This window comes from Nonomuraea glycinis (assembly GCF_014646515.1).
Taxonomy (GTDB): Bacteria; Actinomycetota; Actinomycetes; order Streptosporangiales; family Streptosporangiaceae; genus Nonomuraea; species Nonomuraea glycinis.
In genome coordinates, this window is sequence record NZ_BMNK01000015.1 from 175,241 (window position 1) to 190,169 (window position 14,929).

The following is a 14,929-nucleotide window of genomic DNA, read 5'->3' on the forward strand; positions in this document are numbered from 1 at the left end:
CCAGCAGGAACTTGGTGCCAGGCCCGAGCGAACGCCCAGCCGGAGAGCTGGAAGATCCTCCGCAAGCTACGCTGCAGCCCCGGCAAGACCGGCCACCTCTGCGAAGTTATCGCTGTCTTTCAAACCACCGAGTCGCCCAGAGCGCCTGAGGACGAAAAAGCGTCACTGCATGTCCATGTCCATGCTGAACGAGTCGCCGACATCGAGCGGCCTATGGGGTGTGCTGACCTCTGTCACTCCGACAAGGCCACCCGATCCGTCGAAATCCTTATGGCGTGCAGGGTCGGCGACCAGCGCGTAGAGCTGATCGGCACGCGCTGCGATACGGCGCTCAACGGATGCCACCCAACGACTCATCCGAGCATGTTATAGGCAGATAGCCCTGATTTGGCACCGTTGCCGTTACGGAGCAAATTTGGGACAACTGTCTCTCTCATCTAAACGGACATTGGGCGAAGCGCACCCGTGACAGGGTTGAGATTTTCCTTCGCGCCCGACCACCTCGGGAAGGGCGAAAACCGTATGCCCTCAGGCGTCCCTTTCAAGCCAGGCGACGATGCTGTTCACGTACCCCTTGACGTTCGTCAGTGGTCGGCCGTCGAGGACCCCGACGAGATGCCCGATGCCGAACGGGGCGTCGTAGGTCCGGGCGCGGCGGTAGGTCTCGTGGTCCACGGCCCTCCTGATGTTGTCCCAGCCGTGCCAGGCCATCAGGGCGGCGTCTACGGCGGGGTCGAACAGGTGGGCCTGGTCCCAGTCCAGGACGCCGACCAGTTGCCCGTCCCCGCTCCAGTGGACGTTGGACCCGCACAGATCGCCGTGGACGAGCGCATCCGGTACAGGTTCCAGGTCGCGCGCCGTTTCGAGACGCCTGCGGCATTCGTCGCGCCACCTGTCCGGCAGGTGCGGAATGACCTCCTCGGCCAGGAGCTCGGCCCAGCCCTGGTCTCTCGGGGCGTACAGCAGTTCCCTCAGACGCGGAGTGACGGCGACTTCCCGTACGGCGCGCAGCAGCATCCCCATCTGGCCGGGGTCGCCCCGCCCCTCGGGTTGCTCCTCGCCGTCCACCCAGGAGACGGCCACCGCCGTACGCTCGCCGAACCAGGTCACGGATGTGAGCGGCTCTGGCACATCGAAGGGCAGCCCGATCCGCGCGATCTCGCGCAGCACCTCCATGCGGCGTGGCATCTCGTGAGCCGACGACGGCCGCTTGCTCACCCGTACGGCCGCCGTTCCCGGGAGGAGCACGACGTGGTGCAGGTTGCCGGCCGTGATCCGGGCGTCGTCGAGGGAGTGGCCGGGGAGCAGGGCGTCGGCGATCTCCAGCAGGTTCTCGGCGGTGGATTCGGCGGGCTGGGGGATCATGGTCATGTCTTCACGAACATCCATGTCGCTGCGAGGTTCTGGACGCTTGGCTATCGCCGCTGAGGCGACCCAGGAGAGCGTAGCCAGCGCCCATAGTCCCCAGGGCGGTAGTCACTCAGAAGACAAGAGAGCTGTCCGACCATGCCACCATCCCGGGCGGCATGATGGAGATCCGCACCGTTCAGCCGAGGGCGGGCAGTCCCCCCATGGCGCTGAGGGTGGTGCCGTTGACGTAGCCGGCAGCCTGGGAGGCGAGGAAGGCGACGGCTTCGGCGATTTCCCCGGCATCCGCGAGGCGTTGCAGTGCGACGGCCTTTCCAGCGGCTTCGAAGGCGTCGCCGAAGGCGGCGGTGCCTTCGGTGCGGGTGGGGCCGGCCGCGACGGCGTTGACGCGGACGCCTGCCGGGCCGAATTCCGCGGCCCAGACACGGGTGAGGGACTCCAGGGCGGCCTTGGTCGCGCCGTAGATGCCGGTGCCCAGGCCCGGTGTGGTCGCGGCTCCGCTGCTGATGTTGATGATCGCGCCGTGCCCGCGCCGGACCATGGCGGGTGCCAGGGCTTGGATGAGAAGGTACGGGGCACGCAGATTGATGTTGACGTGTGCGTCGAAGGTCGCCTGGTCGGTGTCGGCGGTGCGGGCGAAGCGGAAGATGCCGGCGTTGTTGACGAGGATGTCGATGTCTCCGGCGCGCCCGGCCAGGGCCGTCACCTCGGCGGGATGGGAAAGGTCGGCGGGCTCGAAATGGGCCGAGCCGCCCAGCGCCCGGACGCGCTGGAGGGTGTCGGCGGCCCGTTCCCGGTCACGGCCGTGGACGATGACGTGAGCGCCGCGTTCGGCCAGAGCCAGGGCACTGGCGCGGCCGATTCCGGCGGTGGCTCCGGTGACCAGGGCCGTCTGGCCGGCGAGGTCCTTGTTCACGGTGGTGCTTCTTTCGCTCTCGATGGTCTTCAGTGGGTGCGCTGGGCGTGCAAGCGGTGTCGTGGATGATGACGGGCACGCTGCCTCCGGTCGTCCGGTGCTCTGCTCTGCGGCAGTGCCCCTCCGGCGGGGCGCGTGCGACCAGCGTCGGGGCAGCACGGCAATGCGGCAAACATCCTTGCTGTGGTGGCAAACTGGAGTCATGGACGAGGGCACAGCAGCGACGATGGCGGCCGTCGGTCCTCGGCTGAGGGCCCTGCGCACCCGCCGCGGCATCACACTCACCCAGCTGTCCGAGACGACCGGCATCTCCATCAGCACGCTCTCGCGTCTGGAGTCAGGACAGCGCCGCCCCACCCTGGAGCTGCTGCTGCCGCTCGCACGGGATCTGCGGGTGGCCATCGACGAGCTGATCGGCGCACCCCATACAGGAGACCCGCGGCTGCACCTCAAGCCAGTCACCCGCAACGGCATGACGCTCCTGCCGCTGACCAGGCGAGCCGGAAACCTGCAAGCCTACAAATTGATCATTTCCCCCCGGACACGGCCGCCCCAGCCTGAACAGTCCAGCCACGAGGGCTACGAATGGCTCTACGTCCTCGACGGGCGCCTGCGCCTGGTCCTGGGCGACAACGACCTGACCATGGGACCGGGCGAGGCCGCCGAATTCGACACCCGCACCCCGCACTGGTTCGGCAACGCCGACGAACACCCCGTCGAACTCCTGACCCTCTTCGGCCGCCAAGGAGAGCGCGCCCACCTACGCGCCCACCCCACACCGGTCCAGCGTCACCGGGAAGCCCCTGAGGACGACCGCCCCTGAAACCCGCAGGCGGGCGATGCGGACGCATCGGTGCGGATCACCCAAGATCCATGCCTGATGGGCGCGCATGTTCAGGGTGGTGGCGGCCAGGCGGGAGTCGCCGGCTTCGATGGCCCAGGCGTGGGAGCGGTCGTACCAGGCCAAAGCTGCGGCGTGCTGGCGGGAGTCGTGGCACATCCAGGCGTGCGCCCTGGGAGCCGGTCCTGGGCTGCGGGAATGCCTGTTCACCTTTCGGTGTGCGTGCGTACGGTAGCGCTCAGAGGTCGTTGACCAGTTCGACCCAGGTGCCGGTCGGGTCGTTGGGGTTGATCGCCGGGTCGACCGTTGCGGCGGCCTCGGTGAAGGTCCGTTCGCATGCTCTTATGCGCTCGTGGTGAGCTTCGTGCTCCTCGATGGGCCTGATGCCCGCCGGTTCTTGTTCGTGGAGCTCCCGGAGCAGTTGGACTGCGGCGCGCCAGCGCCATGCCAGTTCCACCAGGCAGGAAAGCGAAGTGTTGATGAAGATGACCGACGGGGCGTAGTAGCCGGCGTAGTGGTCACGTAGACCTGGGTGCAGGTCCTCGACGGTCAGGGGCGCCTTGCGCAGACCCAGGATGCGGCCGTCGCCGGCGACCGCGCCCATCATCGGCGTACGGTCGCTGCTGCCCCATCTGCCGAGCTGGTAGAGCCGCTGGTCCGCAGCGATCAGATGGCCTTCGACGCCGCTTGCGATGTTGGGGGCCAGGATCGGCTCGGAGGCGGCCTGAAAATTCGGCATCATCAACAGGTCGTCAGGCAGCCCCCGCTGGCTGAGAGCCTCGCGGTCGGCCCGGGGCAGGTCCCACCCATCGACCGTTCCGGCGGACGGCAGAACCTGGTGTTCGAGGCTGACGATGCTGCCGACCGGTGCCGCCAACACGGCTTCCAGACGCTCTTCGATCGACGACACCTCTGACCCTCCCCGGAAGACAAGAGCGTTTTGATGAAGGTACTGCAGCTCTACCTGCACGACTTTTCTGAGGTGCGTGAGCTGGACGTAACGCCGCACGGGACATTTACCTTTCCCTACCTTGATCACTACTTCACAGAAGAGGACAGGGAAGCATGCTTCATCGCGGCCAACGGTGTCCTGGCGGGCTTCGGCATGACACGGCGGCTGAAGGACGACGGCTCACGGGAGATGAGTGAGTTCTTCGTACTCCGCCGCCACCGTCGCCGCGGCGTGGGCCGGGCAGCTGCCCTGCAGGTTTTGCGCAGGCATCCAGGCCAGTGGCGGTTGAGCTTCAATCACGCCAACGAGGCGGCAGCCAAATGATCACGCAGGTGCATCGGCTGCTGTACGACGCCGGCTCCGTTGAACACGCCGACCTGATCGCGGCGTGCCTGGCCAAGCTCGACGTGTTCCGGCTCAGCCGCCAGTTGCGGACGCTGGAGACCATCCTGGGCGAGTTCGCCGCCCTCCGGAGGTGCCGGTGAACGCGACCGTTGCAGCCCACCTGACCATCACCGTTCCGTCTATCGTGGAGCATCATGCGGATGAACCGGGTCGCTGTCGTCGGGTCCGGTGGGAGCGGCAAGTCCCACGTGGCTCGCGAACTCGGCCGCCTGCTGGACGCGCCGGTCACCCATCTCGACGCGGTCTACTACGACGACGGTTGGAACCCGCAGCCTCCGGAGAAGTTCGAGGTGGCCCAGCGGGAGCTGGTCGCGGAGCCGTGCTGGGTGATCGACGGCAACTACAACTCCTCCCTGCACGTCCGGCTGGAGGCGTGCGACACCGTCGTGATGATGGACGTACCCACCTGGGCTGCCCTGCGGGGCATCTTCTCCCGCCAGCTACGGCACGGCGCCGGCCAGCACACCTCTGGCGTCTACAACCGCATCCACTGGGGCGTGATCAAGTACGTCGCCACCTACCGGCGACGCATGCGCCCCAAAGTGCTGGCGAAGATCGACGAGTTCGCCGCGGGCAAGCAGGTGGTGTTCCTGACCAGCCGCGCCAGGACACGCCGCTGGCTGGAGCAGGTAGCCGCCGGCCGCTGACCCACCGACGGCGTGGCCAAGGGGCGGCCATGACGTCGCCCGGCAACGCCTTCACCCACCCGGCCACCACGTCAAACCTGTACACGCTGGATGCTGCTGCGCCACAACGAAACCGCCCGCCTGAACGCGTTGGCGTGCCCATGACCAACGCCGATCCCAACCCGTCGGCCTTAGTCCGCCGCCACCTGCCGCAGCCTCTCCGGGGTCTTACCTCAGCAGCCGCAGGTGCCCGCAGGGGCGCCTGCGGGCACCTGCGGTGACCTCCACCGCCTCGCCGGTCTCCGCCGTGCCGCAACAGGTGGGCTTGACCTCGGGCGAACGGCAGTTGGCCAGCTGTTCCGGGGTGCAGCGGGTTGTCATGATCGTCCCTTTCGGATGGTGAACGTGTCATGACGGAGACGCTGCTCGCCCGCGAAGGACGCATCCCTCTACCAGTTGCTTAGATAGGTTTCTAATTTGACAAGCTTCAAATCTCTGGTGCAGACTCCATCTTGATTCGATGAACTTCTATTCAGGAGGTGTGCCATGCGCACCCTGCTCGCCCGCCTACGCCGCCCCGCGGACCTCTCGGGCTTCACCTTCAACGAAGCGACCTCGAAGGTGTGCGACCGCGCCTGCCGCGCCGACGCCGCCATGGAACGCGCTCGCGACTACGCCCTGTCGTTCCGCTGACCCACCCGCCCGGGCCGATACGCATGGTCGATATCCTTCCGGAGCACGTCAGAGCATGGGTTGCCAAGCTGAAGGACGACGGCGTCAAGGGGGTTGGAGCGCGATGACCTGCTCTCACTTGGAAGCACGCCCCGCGGGCCCGGTCGCGAACCAAGGCGCTTCCCGATGTGGACGAAATGTCGGAGTACGAGTGCGTACTTAGCTCGTGGAGCAGAGCCTCTGACGAGCGCGAGCAGGATGGCTGGATTGTCGGCAGCACCCTCGTCTGGCGCAAGCTCAACGCGATATCGCAGCCCGTACGCGGTCGGCTGCCCAATCGGTACGAGTCGATCTTCCCTAGGGTCAAACAGCGGACCTACTGATCCGACCTCACCAAGGAAGCATGTGGTCTCATGGCGCGCATTCACGACATCGTGGTCGACTGTCGGCATTCGGCCGCGCTGGCTCGGTTCTGGGCGGCTGCGCTCGACGATTTACCAGGTAGCCCCGTACGACGAGGAGCAACGGCTCTGGCCCTCCCTCGGTGATCCAGTCACGGAGCGCAGAAATGGTCGGTCACCCGTAGCGGAGGACGCGAGCCCCCCGCCACAGGTATAGGTCGCTGTCGTCCCAGGTCACCGGCACGTCCGGCGACGCCGTCACCCACGGTTTGCTCCGGCTGGGCTCCGTCGAAGCGCACCCGTGACAGGGTTGAGATTTTCCTTCGCGAAGATCTTCCACAGCCTCCGTTCCGGACGGCACGGAGTCGAGAGGGGAAGGCATGAGCATGGGGCGATGGACGATGGGGTTGGCTCTCGTGCTGGCAGCATCGGTCCCGGCCGTCGTCCCGCACGCCGAAGCCGCTATCCGTCCCGGTCCGATCACGGCGCTGAAGCAGCAACTCAACGGTCATGGCGGAGTGCGGTACAGCTCGGTAGTCCGAACCGTCTGGGGTCCGAAGAAGGAGCACGTCACTAGCCGATCGCGAGCCGTCCACAAGTTCGGCGGCGGTAAGGTCGTGGCCACCGACTTCAGCCTCCCGAAGGCTTCATACAGCGGCGCCTCTCGAAGCATCGCCTTCCCGGACCGCTCCTACAGCTGGGAGCAGAAACCCCTTGACCGCCTGCCGGCGGGTAAGTCCTGGATCTTGGATACCAAGAAGAACGACCTGTACCTGTGGTGCGGGAAGATCAGGCTGAGCAATCCCACCACTCTCCGGCACGTGCTGGCCACCACGGCGGTCAAGCGGCCCGCCGGCGTCTACGACGGCACCCGCACCACGCTCTACGAGGGCAGCACCACCATCGGCCAACTGTACAAGCTGGATCCGAACCTGTGGGTGGGCATGTTCGAAAAGCCCACAGGAAAGTACGCGAGCTACCGCAAATTGCCCGTGAAATGGCGGCTGTGGCTCGGCTCGGATCAACTCGTACGAAGGTGCCAGACACGGTATGACGAGCCCGACCCTCTCGGACAGGGCGACGACCGTAGCCTTACGATCGACGATGCGCGGTTCTCCGGCTGGGGCGACGCCGTCGACATCAAGCCGCCTCCCGCCGAGAAGGTGGCCACCCGCGATGAACTGGTCTCCGACGACGACTGAACGCGGTGCTGGCGCCGCGTTCTGACCCCGCTCCGCTACTGCTACCTGGTGCTGCGGCCGGCCGACACTGTCTCGGCTTCGGTTCGCTCTGGATGATCAGCCACTCAGATTGAGCTCGGTGGGGTGCTGGGCTCCCTCACTCGGATGGCACGGCACGGTCCAGTGCGCCGAGGTCAATCCGATCAAAGATCGGGTGATCTTCAGGGTTTTCTGGTGCTGCTAACGGTTATGTGATCGGGTTCAAACCACTAACGCCACGCTAACGAACGATCAAGGGCCTGATCGCTGTCTCCAGCGATCAGGCCCTCGACCTGCTACTGCACTGTCGGGGTGGCGGGATTTGAACCCACGACCTCTTCGTCCCGAACAGGGAAAACGCGTTCATACGGCTCCCTGGTCAGATCGCTTCTCGGGCGTAATATCGCAGGTAGAAGGAGGTGTTGAGGCACCCAGCGATGACTACGAGTGCCCACTGGTGACAGCGGGTCTCACGGTCAAATGACGGTCAAACGATCAAGGAGGTGATCGACAGGTTGGGATTCTCACGGAAGCGCGGCGGCAAGGACGGCAAGCCCCGATACACGGCCTACTACTTGGACCTGAAGGGTCAGGAGAAGTCCGCCGGTACGTTCTCCAGCAAGAAAGAGGCCGACAGGGCGTGGCGGGACGCCGAGAGTCTGGTCGCGCAGGGGCGGGTGGGGGATCCGCGGAGGGGGCGGCAGACGTTCGAGCGGTACGTGCTCGACACTTGGTTGCCGAACCACGAGATCGAGGCCACCACCCGGCAGAGCTACACGTACACGATCCACCGGCACCTGATCCCCGAGTTCGGCGCCATGCGGATGATCGACATCCTGCCCGAGCACGTCCGGGTCTGGGTCGCGGCGATGAAGAAGAACGGGATCCGTCCGCCGACCATCAAGTACGCCAAGGTGCTGCTGAGTGCGATCTTCACGACGGCGCTCAACGACCAGGTGACGTACCTGCATCCGTGTCGAGGCGTGAAGGTCCCGCCGGCGCCGAGGAAACCCCGGACGATCATCACTCCTGAGCAGTTCGACGAGCTCTATCAGGCGCTGCCCGACGCCGATTCCCGGCTGCTGGTGGAGGCCGCCATCGAGACAGGCTTGAGGTGGGGAGAGCTGACCGAGCTGCGCGTCAAGGATGTGGCGCAGAGGTCGAGGATACTCACCGTTTCCCGTGCGGTCGTCGAGGTGAATCCGAAGTTTCATCCTGATGGTGAGCGGTTCATCGTCAAGGAATACCCGAAGGATCGGGAGTTTCGGCGTTTCAAACTCACCGTGCAGATCATGGCGAAGCTTGAGGCGCATATCGAAGCGGAGAAGCTGGAGCCCGACGATCTCTTGTTCGTCTGGAGGCAGGAATCGAAGGACAAGCCGATACTCCGGCTTGCTCCAGATCCGCTCAAGCTGGGCCTCACCGAGCCGAACGAGAAGGGGAGAAGGTATCGGCATGGCTCGTTGAGCGCCTACACCGCAGGCAAATGCCGCTGCGAGCACTGTCGTGCGGCCTTCGCCATCTACCGTGCCGGCCGCAGGTCCTCAGGTAAGGACAGCCCGCGTGAGCCGCGGCGTCGGGCGACCGATGGCCACATTCCCGCTGACTGGTTTCGGCGGCAGGTCTGGAAGCCCGCGCTGAAGGAGGCTGACCTGGGGATCGACGTTCGAATTCACGACATGCGGCATGCGCATGCCTCCTGGCTGCTCGCGGGTGGTGCGGACTTGCAGGTGGTCAAGGAACGCTTGGGTCACGCCTCGATCGCCACCACCGAGAAGTACCTGCACACGCTGGATGACGCGGACGAGACCGCACTGGACGCGTTCTCGAAGATCCGGAACCGGTCGGTGAGATGAAGATAAACAGAAGGAGCTGTGACATGCGCGCTCGTTTTCCCGGCTCTCCTATGACGGTGCCGATCGTGACGTCGCGGGCTGCCTGCGGCTGCGGTGTGCCGGTATTTGTGCTTGCCGGAACTCCTTCGTCGTGCTGGCGGACAGGCGATCACCGCACGCCGCTGGGTGTGTTCGCTCGCCCTGTTCTCCATGAGCGAGAGGAGATGGGCGGCACTGGCACCTGACCACCATGTTGTACTGCGCATTCAACGCACGACAGTCGTAGGTGTTGCATTCCTGGCCTTGATTGCGGCCATGGTGTCCTTTCGCCACATGCACGAACTCTGCCTGCGGCACGGTGAAGACGAGCTCGCCGCCGTGCTGATCCCCCTGGCCGTGGATGGGCTGATCGTCGTGGCTTCGATGTCTATCTTGCTGTCGAACCAGTACGGCTCCCGGGGCGGCTTCCTGGCCTGGACCCTGCTCGTGGTCGGCAGCCTCGCCAGTCTCGGGGCGAACGTTGCCATCGCCGAACCCAGCTTGATCGGCAGAGTCATCGCCGCTTGGCCGAGCGCCGCTCTGATCGGTAGCTATGAGCTGCTGATGTCCCAGATCCGGCGGGCTGCCGGAGGGCGGGTACGAGATCAGGATGTGCCTGCTCGTGGCGCTGATCCTGTCGCCGGTACGGATGCCGACCCGGTGGACCGGGAGGAAGAGGCTGGGTTGCCGGTTGAGCACGCCAGGGACGGCCGGGCCTTGCAGCAAGAGGCTTGGCGGTGGGCGCTGCAAAACCGGCGGGACGACGGGGATCTGCCCAGCGGCGTGACCATCGCTCGGGCCTTCGCCCGAAGCCCGCGTTGGGGCCGGCTGGTCAAGAAGGCCGGGCTTACCGGCGAGCTGGCCGACACCGAGGGGTGACAGGCGCGGGGCCGACTCTCGATACCAGCGGCCCGAGTCTTCGTACAGCAGACCATTTCCGCAGGACGTGGGGCTGACGCTGTGCGCTGCCCCGCTCGAATACGCCGCAGGGACCATACCCGCAGCCAGTTGTCCGCAGTCATCGACGACAACTGATCCGATCGCAACAGGGCCATCCCGGCAACGCCGGGGTGGCCCTGTGTTTGTTCATGGAGGAACCCGGATGATGACGAAGACACGACACGCGTGCTCCTCAGGGCTCTGTGCCTGATCGGCGCGCTCGCCCACACGGCCGCCTGCATGTCCACACCGCAGGGGCCGGTCACCGCCAAACGGATCCAGCCCAAGATCTTCACCAAAGGCTGGGACTGTGACCGCGAGCCGATCGCCGGGCACCGCTCGGACGAATGCGTCTGGAAAACGCAGTACGTGCCCCAACGGTACTGGCTGACGGTCAGCCAGACCGACCAGGTGGAAGTCAAGCACTGGCAGTACCAACGTTGCCAAGTCGGTGACCGTTATCCGGACTGTGCCCGGGGCTGACCAGCCCCGGGGGGCCATCCCTGCAGGAGCGGGGCCGACTGGAGGAGGCCGGGAATCAGGATGGTCCCGTAAGGATCATCCCTGCGGGAGCGGAGCCGACAAACCCAGCGAAATGAACGCCGAGGTCAGCCTGGGAGCATCCCCGTCGGCGGGGGCACCGCCGATACATTCATATCCTTCAGCGCCTCCACCACGCTCGTTCTCCCAGGCCGGGAGGGGTGAACGAGCATGAAGGCAAGTACTCGGGCCGTACGTCGGATCCAGCGGCCAACGATTGCGGGGGTCCTCCTGCTCGCGGTCATCGCGGCGATCGTGTCGTTCCGTCACAGGCACGAGCTGCGCCTGCGTCACGGTGATGATCATTTGGCGGCGGTACATATTTCGCTCGCGGTCGACGGCATGATCTTCGTCGTCTCGATGTCCATCCTTCTGGCCAACCGGTACGGGTCCAGAGGAGGCTTTCTGGCGTGGGCCTTGCTGGTCGGCAGCCTCGCCAGCCGGGGAGCGAAACATCGCCCTCGCGGAGCCGAGCCTAGTCGGCCGCCTTCTCGCGGCATGGCCGAGCGCTGCCTTATCGGCAGCTACGAGCTCTTGATGTCGCGGGTTCGCCGAACAGCGTCCAAGGGGCGCGCTGTCGTGCAAGGCACAGTGACAGAGGATAGGCAACTTGGTGACGACGATGGCTGCGACTCCTCCGAGGAAGCGGTGTTCGGTAGGGTGAGGCGGTCGATCTTCGTCGGGTTGCCTGGCAGTGGGCCTTGGCGAATCGCCTTCCGGACGTGGCACTCCCGTCTGGCCGGGTCGTCGCTGAGCGGTTCGCGCGGAGTGCTTGATGGGGCCGCTGGATTAAGCGGCGGGGGCTGGAGGGGAAGTTGACGGAGCAGGATGCTTCCATTGCTGTCTGAGCGCAGTGAATTCTGAGAAGGTTCTTACGGCCGTCCGCATGATGGTGAGTAGCTGCTGTCTCGGGGAGGAAATGAAGGGCATTGCTAACTCATCTGCGGTTCGAGGGACGGTTGAAGCTCTGACCTGGGCTTCTGCACTACCGCCAGACTGCTGCAGAATAGCGCGATCTACATGCCATCTCACAGCTCTTGACCTGCGGCTTTACCTTGGGGCCGCTCATCACCCTGGAGGGATCGCAACGTACGGTCAGTAAACAAACAACCGACCCGACTCGCGCCGCTCATCACCCTGGAGGGATCGCAACACGACGTCAAGCGGGAGTTGAACGACGTCATCCTGACCGGCCGCTCATCACCCTGGAGGGATCGCAACGGGATCACCAGTATTTGACATGTGCTGAACGTACCAGCCGCTCATCACCCTGGAGGGATCGCAACATGGAAGGCCAGCAGGTCGGTTCCATAGTCGAGGGCTGCTCATCACCCTGGAGGGATCGCAACACGACCTGCCCGACGACGTCGTCACCTACGTCCGGCCGCTCATCACCCTGGAGGGATCGCAACACGATGAGGCGTGTGCCGAACTAGCAGGATTGGTCAGCCGCTCATCACCCTGGAGGGATCGCAACTCGGGTTCGACCCGGAGAAGCGCCGCCCGGGCGGGGGCCGCTCATCACCCTGGAGGGATCGCAACAGGGCCGCGGCGCCGGCAAGGACTCCGGCGGCCGCGTGCCGCTCATCACCCTGGAGGGATCGCAACGTGCGCAGCATCATGCCCAGCGCCCGCGCCGAAGGCCGCTCATCACCCTGGAGGGATCGCAACACGGCGACGGCGTGCTCGACGGCGTGCACCGTGTGGGAGCCGCTCATCACCCTGGAGGGATCGCAACGTGCCGGTGAAGCTGACCACGTGCAACCACGCCTGCAGGCCGCTCATCACCCTGGAGGGATCGCAACCCGCCTGGGTCGGCGGCCCCGCCGGTCAACGCCAGCTGCTCATCACCCTGGAGGGATCGCAACTTGGTGTCTGTGGTGATCGAGCAGGCGGTGGAGGCGAGCCGCTCATCACCCTGGAGGGATCGCAACGGGACGACCCCATCCACCTGGGCGAGATCATCCCCGAAGCCGCTCATCACCCTGGAGGGATCGCAACGGTCTAGAGGCATGCTGGGTCTCGAGGCCCCCTAGCGGCCGCTCATCAACCCTGGAGGGATCGCAACACAGGGCCACGTCCCGTTGCGTGGCGTAAGTGGGTGTCCGCGTGAGGCGCTGCCAGTGCGACTATGCCGTCACTAGTTCCGTCTGTACTTCCTTCTGCTGATCGGTGCCAGGCATGGTGAGCGGCGCCATAGAAGGCCGACTGGCAGATCCGCCGCCATGCTGGATCGTGACCCATTGAAGGCCAACCCGCGCAGCCTGGGATACGTCTTATCCGCGTCCCCCTAGCCGCATGGAGCGCTCCCGTGTCCCAGCCGCCTTACACAACCCGTACCAGATGCGCCGCGCCTCGGGCGCCCTGCCTGTGGTGTTGATCGTTGTCCTGCCAGTGGCGGCGATCGTCGCGATTGCCGTCTTCGCCGTAGTGATCCTCACCCAGCCGCAGGCTGGTGACGGCCAGTCGACCTCTGGCACTGGCCAGGTTCAGGAGCAACCTGCGGGCGATGACCAGCCGCCGGCCGACCGGTCGGAAGCTGCGGTGCGCGCGGCGGCGACGGACTACTTCGATCTTTACGTGGCTGGGGACTATGGCGGGTCGTGGGACCGGACGGCAGCGGCCTCACGGGAACTGGTGTCCCGGGAGGACTACATTCGGGTGCACCAGTTGTGTCAGCCGTTGGTGCAGGGAATCCGATTTGAGATTAAGACGATCACCCTGAATGGGGACTTGGCGCGTCTGAACGTGACACGGCTGATCGCGGCGTTCACCTACGAGATGGTGTACGAGAACGATCAGTGGCGGATGATGTTATCGACCGATGCACAGGTCGAGTACCGCGGCAAGACCGTGGAGCAGGTGGCGGAGGCGCGGCATGCGAAGCGGATCTGTAAGGGTGACCCGCCGCCGCAGTTCTCCCCCTCTCCGCTGCCGTCGTACAACCCGCAACCATCTGGGGCGGTGGTGTCTCCGCTGTCGCTACCCGGGACCTGAGTGCTGACTTCATTGCTGCGGCTCTCAATACCGAATCGCCGTACAGCATCACATTCCGCGAGGGAAAGTGGAAGCCCAGTAATCGAAGGAGTGTTGTGGAGCTCACAAAAGTGGACGAGTGGTCCGCACTGTTCTCCGGCGTGTCGGCTTTGGTCGCCATAATCGCTTTCATCGCCGCGACCGCGATCTCGATCCTCTCCTGGCTGGCCGCGCGTCGAGCAGCGGAGGCCGCTGAAACCATGAGCAGGCTGGAAAAGGATCGGCAACACCGGGAGGCTCGCCCGCAAATCGCCATCATATGCACGCCGATCCTCGCCACTGGCGGCGCCTATTTGGAGCTGATACTCACTGGGCCACAAGGCGTAGAGGAGGTGCATGTGCCCCTGCTGCAGATCCAGGACAGTCAGCCGTGGGCCAACCCCGTCGTTGCTGGGCCGAGCCGTGAGGAGTTGGCCGTGCATGTGCGTGGCCCGTACGAGTTTCAGGAGAAGCTTGAAGGTCAGAGCGACGGCGGGCGCACGGTGGAGCCGTTCACCTTGGTGGTCGGCTACCCGCACAAGCTGGTGCTCAAGGCGACCCATGCCCCATTGAACTCGGGGATCCCGGAGAAAATCTGGCAACAGGACGTAAACGGGATGGAGCTGAGGTTGGCATTGGAGTGCACGCAGGACGGGTTTGTTGAGCCGTGGCGGTACGTGCATCCGGCGATCTCGGCGAGCCTGCCGCCGGCCGTGTCGTAGGCAGGGCTAACCTAATACCAACGTCGTTCAGACAGACAAGGACAGGGGTTACTCGTCCAGGCCGGTGAACAAAGCAGCGGAGCCGCTGTAGCAGAGGTCTGTCACTCCAAGACATTCTCGTCACAGGAATTCAACTTGTATGGAATTACTATCGCACTCAAGCTAGTGGGTGGAACCGAATGCCGCCGGTGATCGACGTCGGTGAGCCGTGTACGAGGGTTCAAGGCGCTGCGCGAATGGAGTACGGCCTGAATCTTCCCGTCTGACCCGGGTCATTGCTGAGCAGTTCGCGCGGAGTGCTCGATGGTCCGCTGGATTAAGCAGCGGGGGCTGAAGGGAAAGTCGGTGGCTTGGGAGGTTCTTCCGGTCGGCCTCATGATGGTGGGTAGCTGCTATCACGGAGAGGAAGTGAAGGACATGGCTTATTCATCTGCGGTC

17 protein-coding genes and 1 CRISPR repeat array are annotated in these 14,929 nt (G+C 65.0%); of the genes, 12 read left to right on the forward strand and 5 right to left on the reverse strand.

Annotated features, from left to right (window positions below; all coding sequences use genetic code 11):
* Window positions 1–162: 162 nt before the first annotated feature.
* The 3 genes from IEY87_RS33690 to IEY87_RS33700 form a co-directional block, all read right to left on the reverse strand.
* Window positions 163–357, reverse strand: a complete 195-nt coding sequence (locus IEY87_RS33690) for an SRPBCC family protein (protein ID WP_189142880.1) — start codon at window positions 355–357, stop codon at window positions 163–165.
* A 171-nt stretch (window positions 358–528) separates the two neighbouring features.
* Window positions 529–1,371: a phosphotransferase family protein gene (locus tag IEY87_RS33695; protein WP_225277416.1), complete on the reverse strand. Its 843-nt coding sequence runs from the start codon at window positions 1,369–1,371 to the stop codon at window positions 529–531.
* A 175-nt stretch (window positions 1,372–1,546) separates the two neighbouring features.
* Window positions 1,547–2,284 (reverse strand): SDR family NAD(P)-dependent oxidoreductase, encoded by a 738-nt coding sequence (locus IEY87_RS33700; protein ID WP_189142881.1) that lies wholly within the window; start codon window positions 2,282–2,284, stop codon window positions 1,547–1,549.
* 202 nt (window positions 2,285–2,486) lie between these two features.
* Between IEY87_RS33700 and IEY87_RS33705 the strand changes: the two genes are divergently transcribed.
* The gene (locus IEY87_RS33705) at window positions 2,487–3,107 is read left to right on the forward strand and encodes a helix-turn-helix domain-containing protein (RefSeq protein WP_189142882.1); all 621 of its coding nucleotides are present in this window, start codon (window positions 2,487–2,489) and stop codon (window positions 3,105–3,107) included.
* Between the two features lie 256 nt (window positions 3,108–3,363).
* Here IEY87_RS33705 and IEY87_RS33710 read toward each other — a convergent pair whose 3' ends face one another.
* A complete protein-coding gene (locus tag IEY87_RS33710; RefSeq protein WP_194511350.1) occupies window positions 3,364–4,095 on the reverse strand; it encodes an SUKH-4 family immunity protein in 732 nt (243 codons plus the stop codon).
* On the opposite strand from IEY87_RS33710, the gene IEY87_RS33715 reads away from it, so the two are divergent.
* Genes IEY87_RS33715 through IEY87_RS33725 form a run of 3 tightly spaced genes read left to right on the forward strand, consistent with a single transcriptional unit; the run spans window position 4,069 to window position 5,129 of the window.
* The gene (locus tag IEY87_RS33715) at window positions 4,069–4,401 is read left to right on the forward strand and encodes a GNAT family N-acetyltransferase (protein WP_189142884.1); all 333 of its coding nucleotides are present in this window, start codon (window positions 4,069–4,071) and stop codon (window positions 4,399–4,401) included. The two genes, IEY87_RS33710 and IEY87_RS33715, sit on opposite strands and share 27 nt — an antisense overlap.
* A complete protein-coding gene (locus IEY87_RS33720) occupies window positions 4,398–4,562 on the forward strand; it encodes a hypothetical protein (RefSeq protein ID WP_189142885.1) in 165 nt (54 codons plus the stop codon). Before IEY87_RS33715 ends, IEY87_RS33720 begins: the two co-directional genes overlap by 4 nt.
* Before the next feature lie 60 nt (window positions 4,563–4,622).
* Entirely contained in the window at window positions 4,623–5,129 is a 507-nt protein-coding gene (locus IEY87_RS33725) for a P-loop NTPase family protein (RefSeq protein ID WP_189142886.1), read from the forward strand.
* Between the two features lie 207 nt (window positions 5,130–5,336).
* Here IEY87_RS33725 and IEY87_RS33730 read toward each other — a convergent pair whose 3' ends face one another.
* Window positions 5,337–5,489, reverse strand: a complete 153-nt coding sequence (locus IEY87_RS33730) for a hypothetical protein (RefSeq protein WP_189142887.1) — start codon at window positions 5,487–5,489, stop codon at window positions 5,337–5,339.
* Window positions 5,490–5,654: 165 nt separating this feature from the next.
* On the opposite strand from IEY87_RS33730, the gene IEY87_RS33735 reads away from it, so the two are divergent.
* The 8 genes from IEY87_RS33735 (at window position 5,655) to IEY87_RS33770 (ending at window position 14,491) form a co-directional block, all read left to right on the forward strand.
* The gene (locus IEY87_RS33735) at window positions 5,655–5,801 is read left to right on the forward strand and encodes a hypothetical protein (protein WP_189142888.1); all 147 of its coding nucleotides are present in this window, start codon (window positions 5,655–5,657) and stop codon (window positions 5,799–5,801) included.
* A 787-nt stretch (window positions 5,802–6,588) separates the two neighbouring features.
* A complete protein-coding gene (locus IEY87_RS33740) occupies window positions 6,589–7,383 on the forward strand; it encodes a hypothetical protein (RefSeq protein WP_189142889.1) in 795 nt (264 codons plus the stop codon).
* Window positions 7,384–7,904: 521 nt separating this feature from the next.
* The gene (locus IEY87_RS46830; protein ID WP_372462260.1) at window positions 7,905–9,257 is read left to right on the forward strand and encodes a tyrosine-type recombinase/integrase; all 1,353 of its coding nucleotides are present in this window, start codon (window positions 7,905–7,907) and stop codon (window positions 9,255–9,257) included.
* 111 nt (window positions 9,258–9,368) lie between these two features.
* Window positions 9,369–10,154 (forward strand): DUF2637 domain-containing protein, encoded by a 786-nt coding sequence (locus IEY87_RS33750; protein WP_225277414.1) that lies wholly within the window; start codon window positions 9,369–9,371, stop codon window positions 10,152–10,154.
* Window positions 10,155–10,400: 246 nt separating this feature from the next.
* Window positions 10,401–10,697 (forward strand): hypothetical protein, encoded by a 297-nt coding sequence (locus IEY87_RS33755; RefSeq protein WP_189142890.1) that lies wholly within the window; start codon window positions 10,401–10,403, stop codon window positions 10,695–10,697.
* A gap of 228 nt (window positions 10,698–10,925) precedes the next feature.
* The gene (locus IEY87_RS47290) at window positions 10,926–11,573 is read left to right on the forward strand and encodes a DUF2637 domain-containing protein (RefSeq protein ID WP_189142891.1); all 648 of its coding nucleotides are present in this window, start codon (window positions 10,926–10,928) and stop codon (window positions 11,571–11,573) included.
* Window positions 11,574–11,814: 241 nt separating this feature from the next.
* Window positions 11,815–12,755: direct repeats of the CRISPR family, unit length 29 nt; unit sequence GCCGCTCATCACCCTGGAGGGATCGCAAC.
* Between the two features lie 342 nt (window positions 12,756–13,097).
* Window positions 13,098–13,751 (forward strand): nuclear transport factor 2 family protein, encoded by a 654-nt coding sequence (locus IEY87_RS33765; protein WP_189142892.1) that lies wholly within the window; start codon window positions 13,098–13,100, stop codon window positions 13,749–13,751.
* A 95-nt stretch (window positions 13,752–13,846) separates the two neighbouring features.
* Complete coding sequence (locus IEY87_RS33770; RefSeq protein WP_189142893.1) at window positions 13,847–14,491, forward strand: hypothetical protein; 645 nt, start codon at window positions 13,847–13,849, stop codon at window positions 14,489–14,491.
* Window positions 14,492–14,929 lie beyond the last annotated feature (438 nt).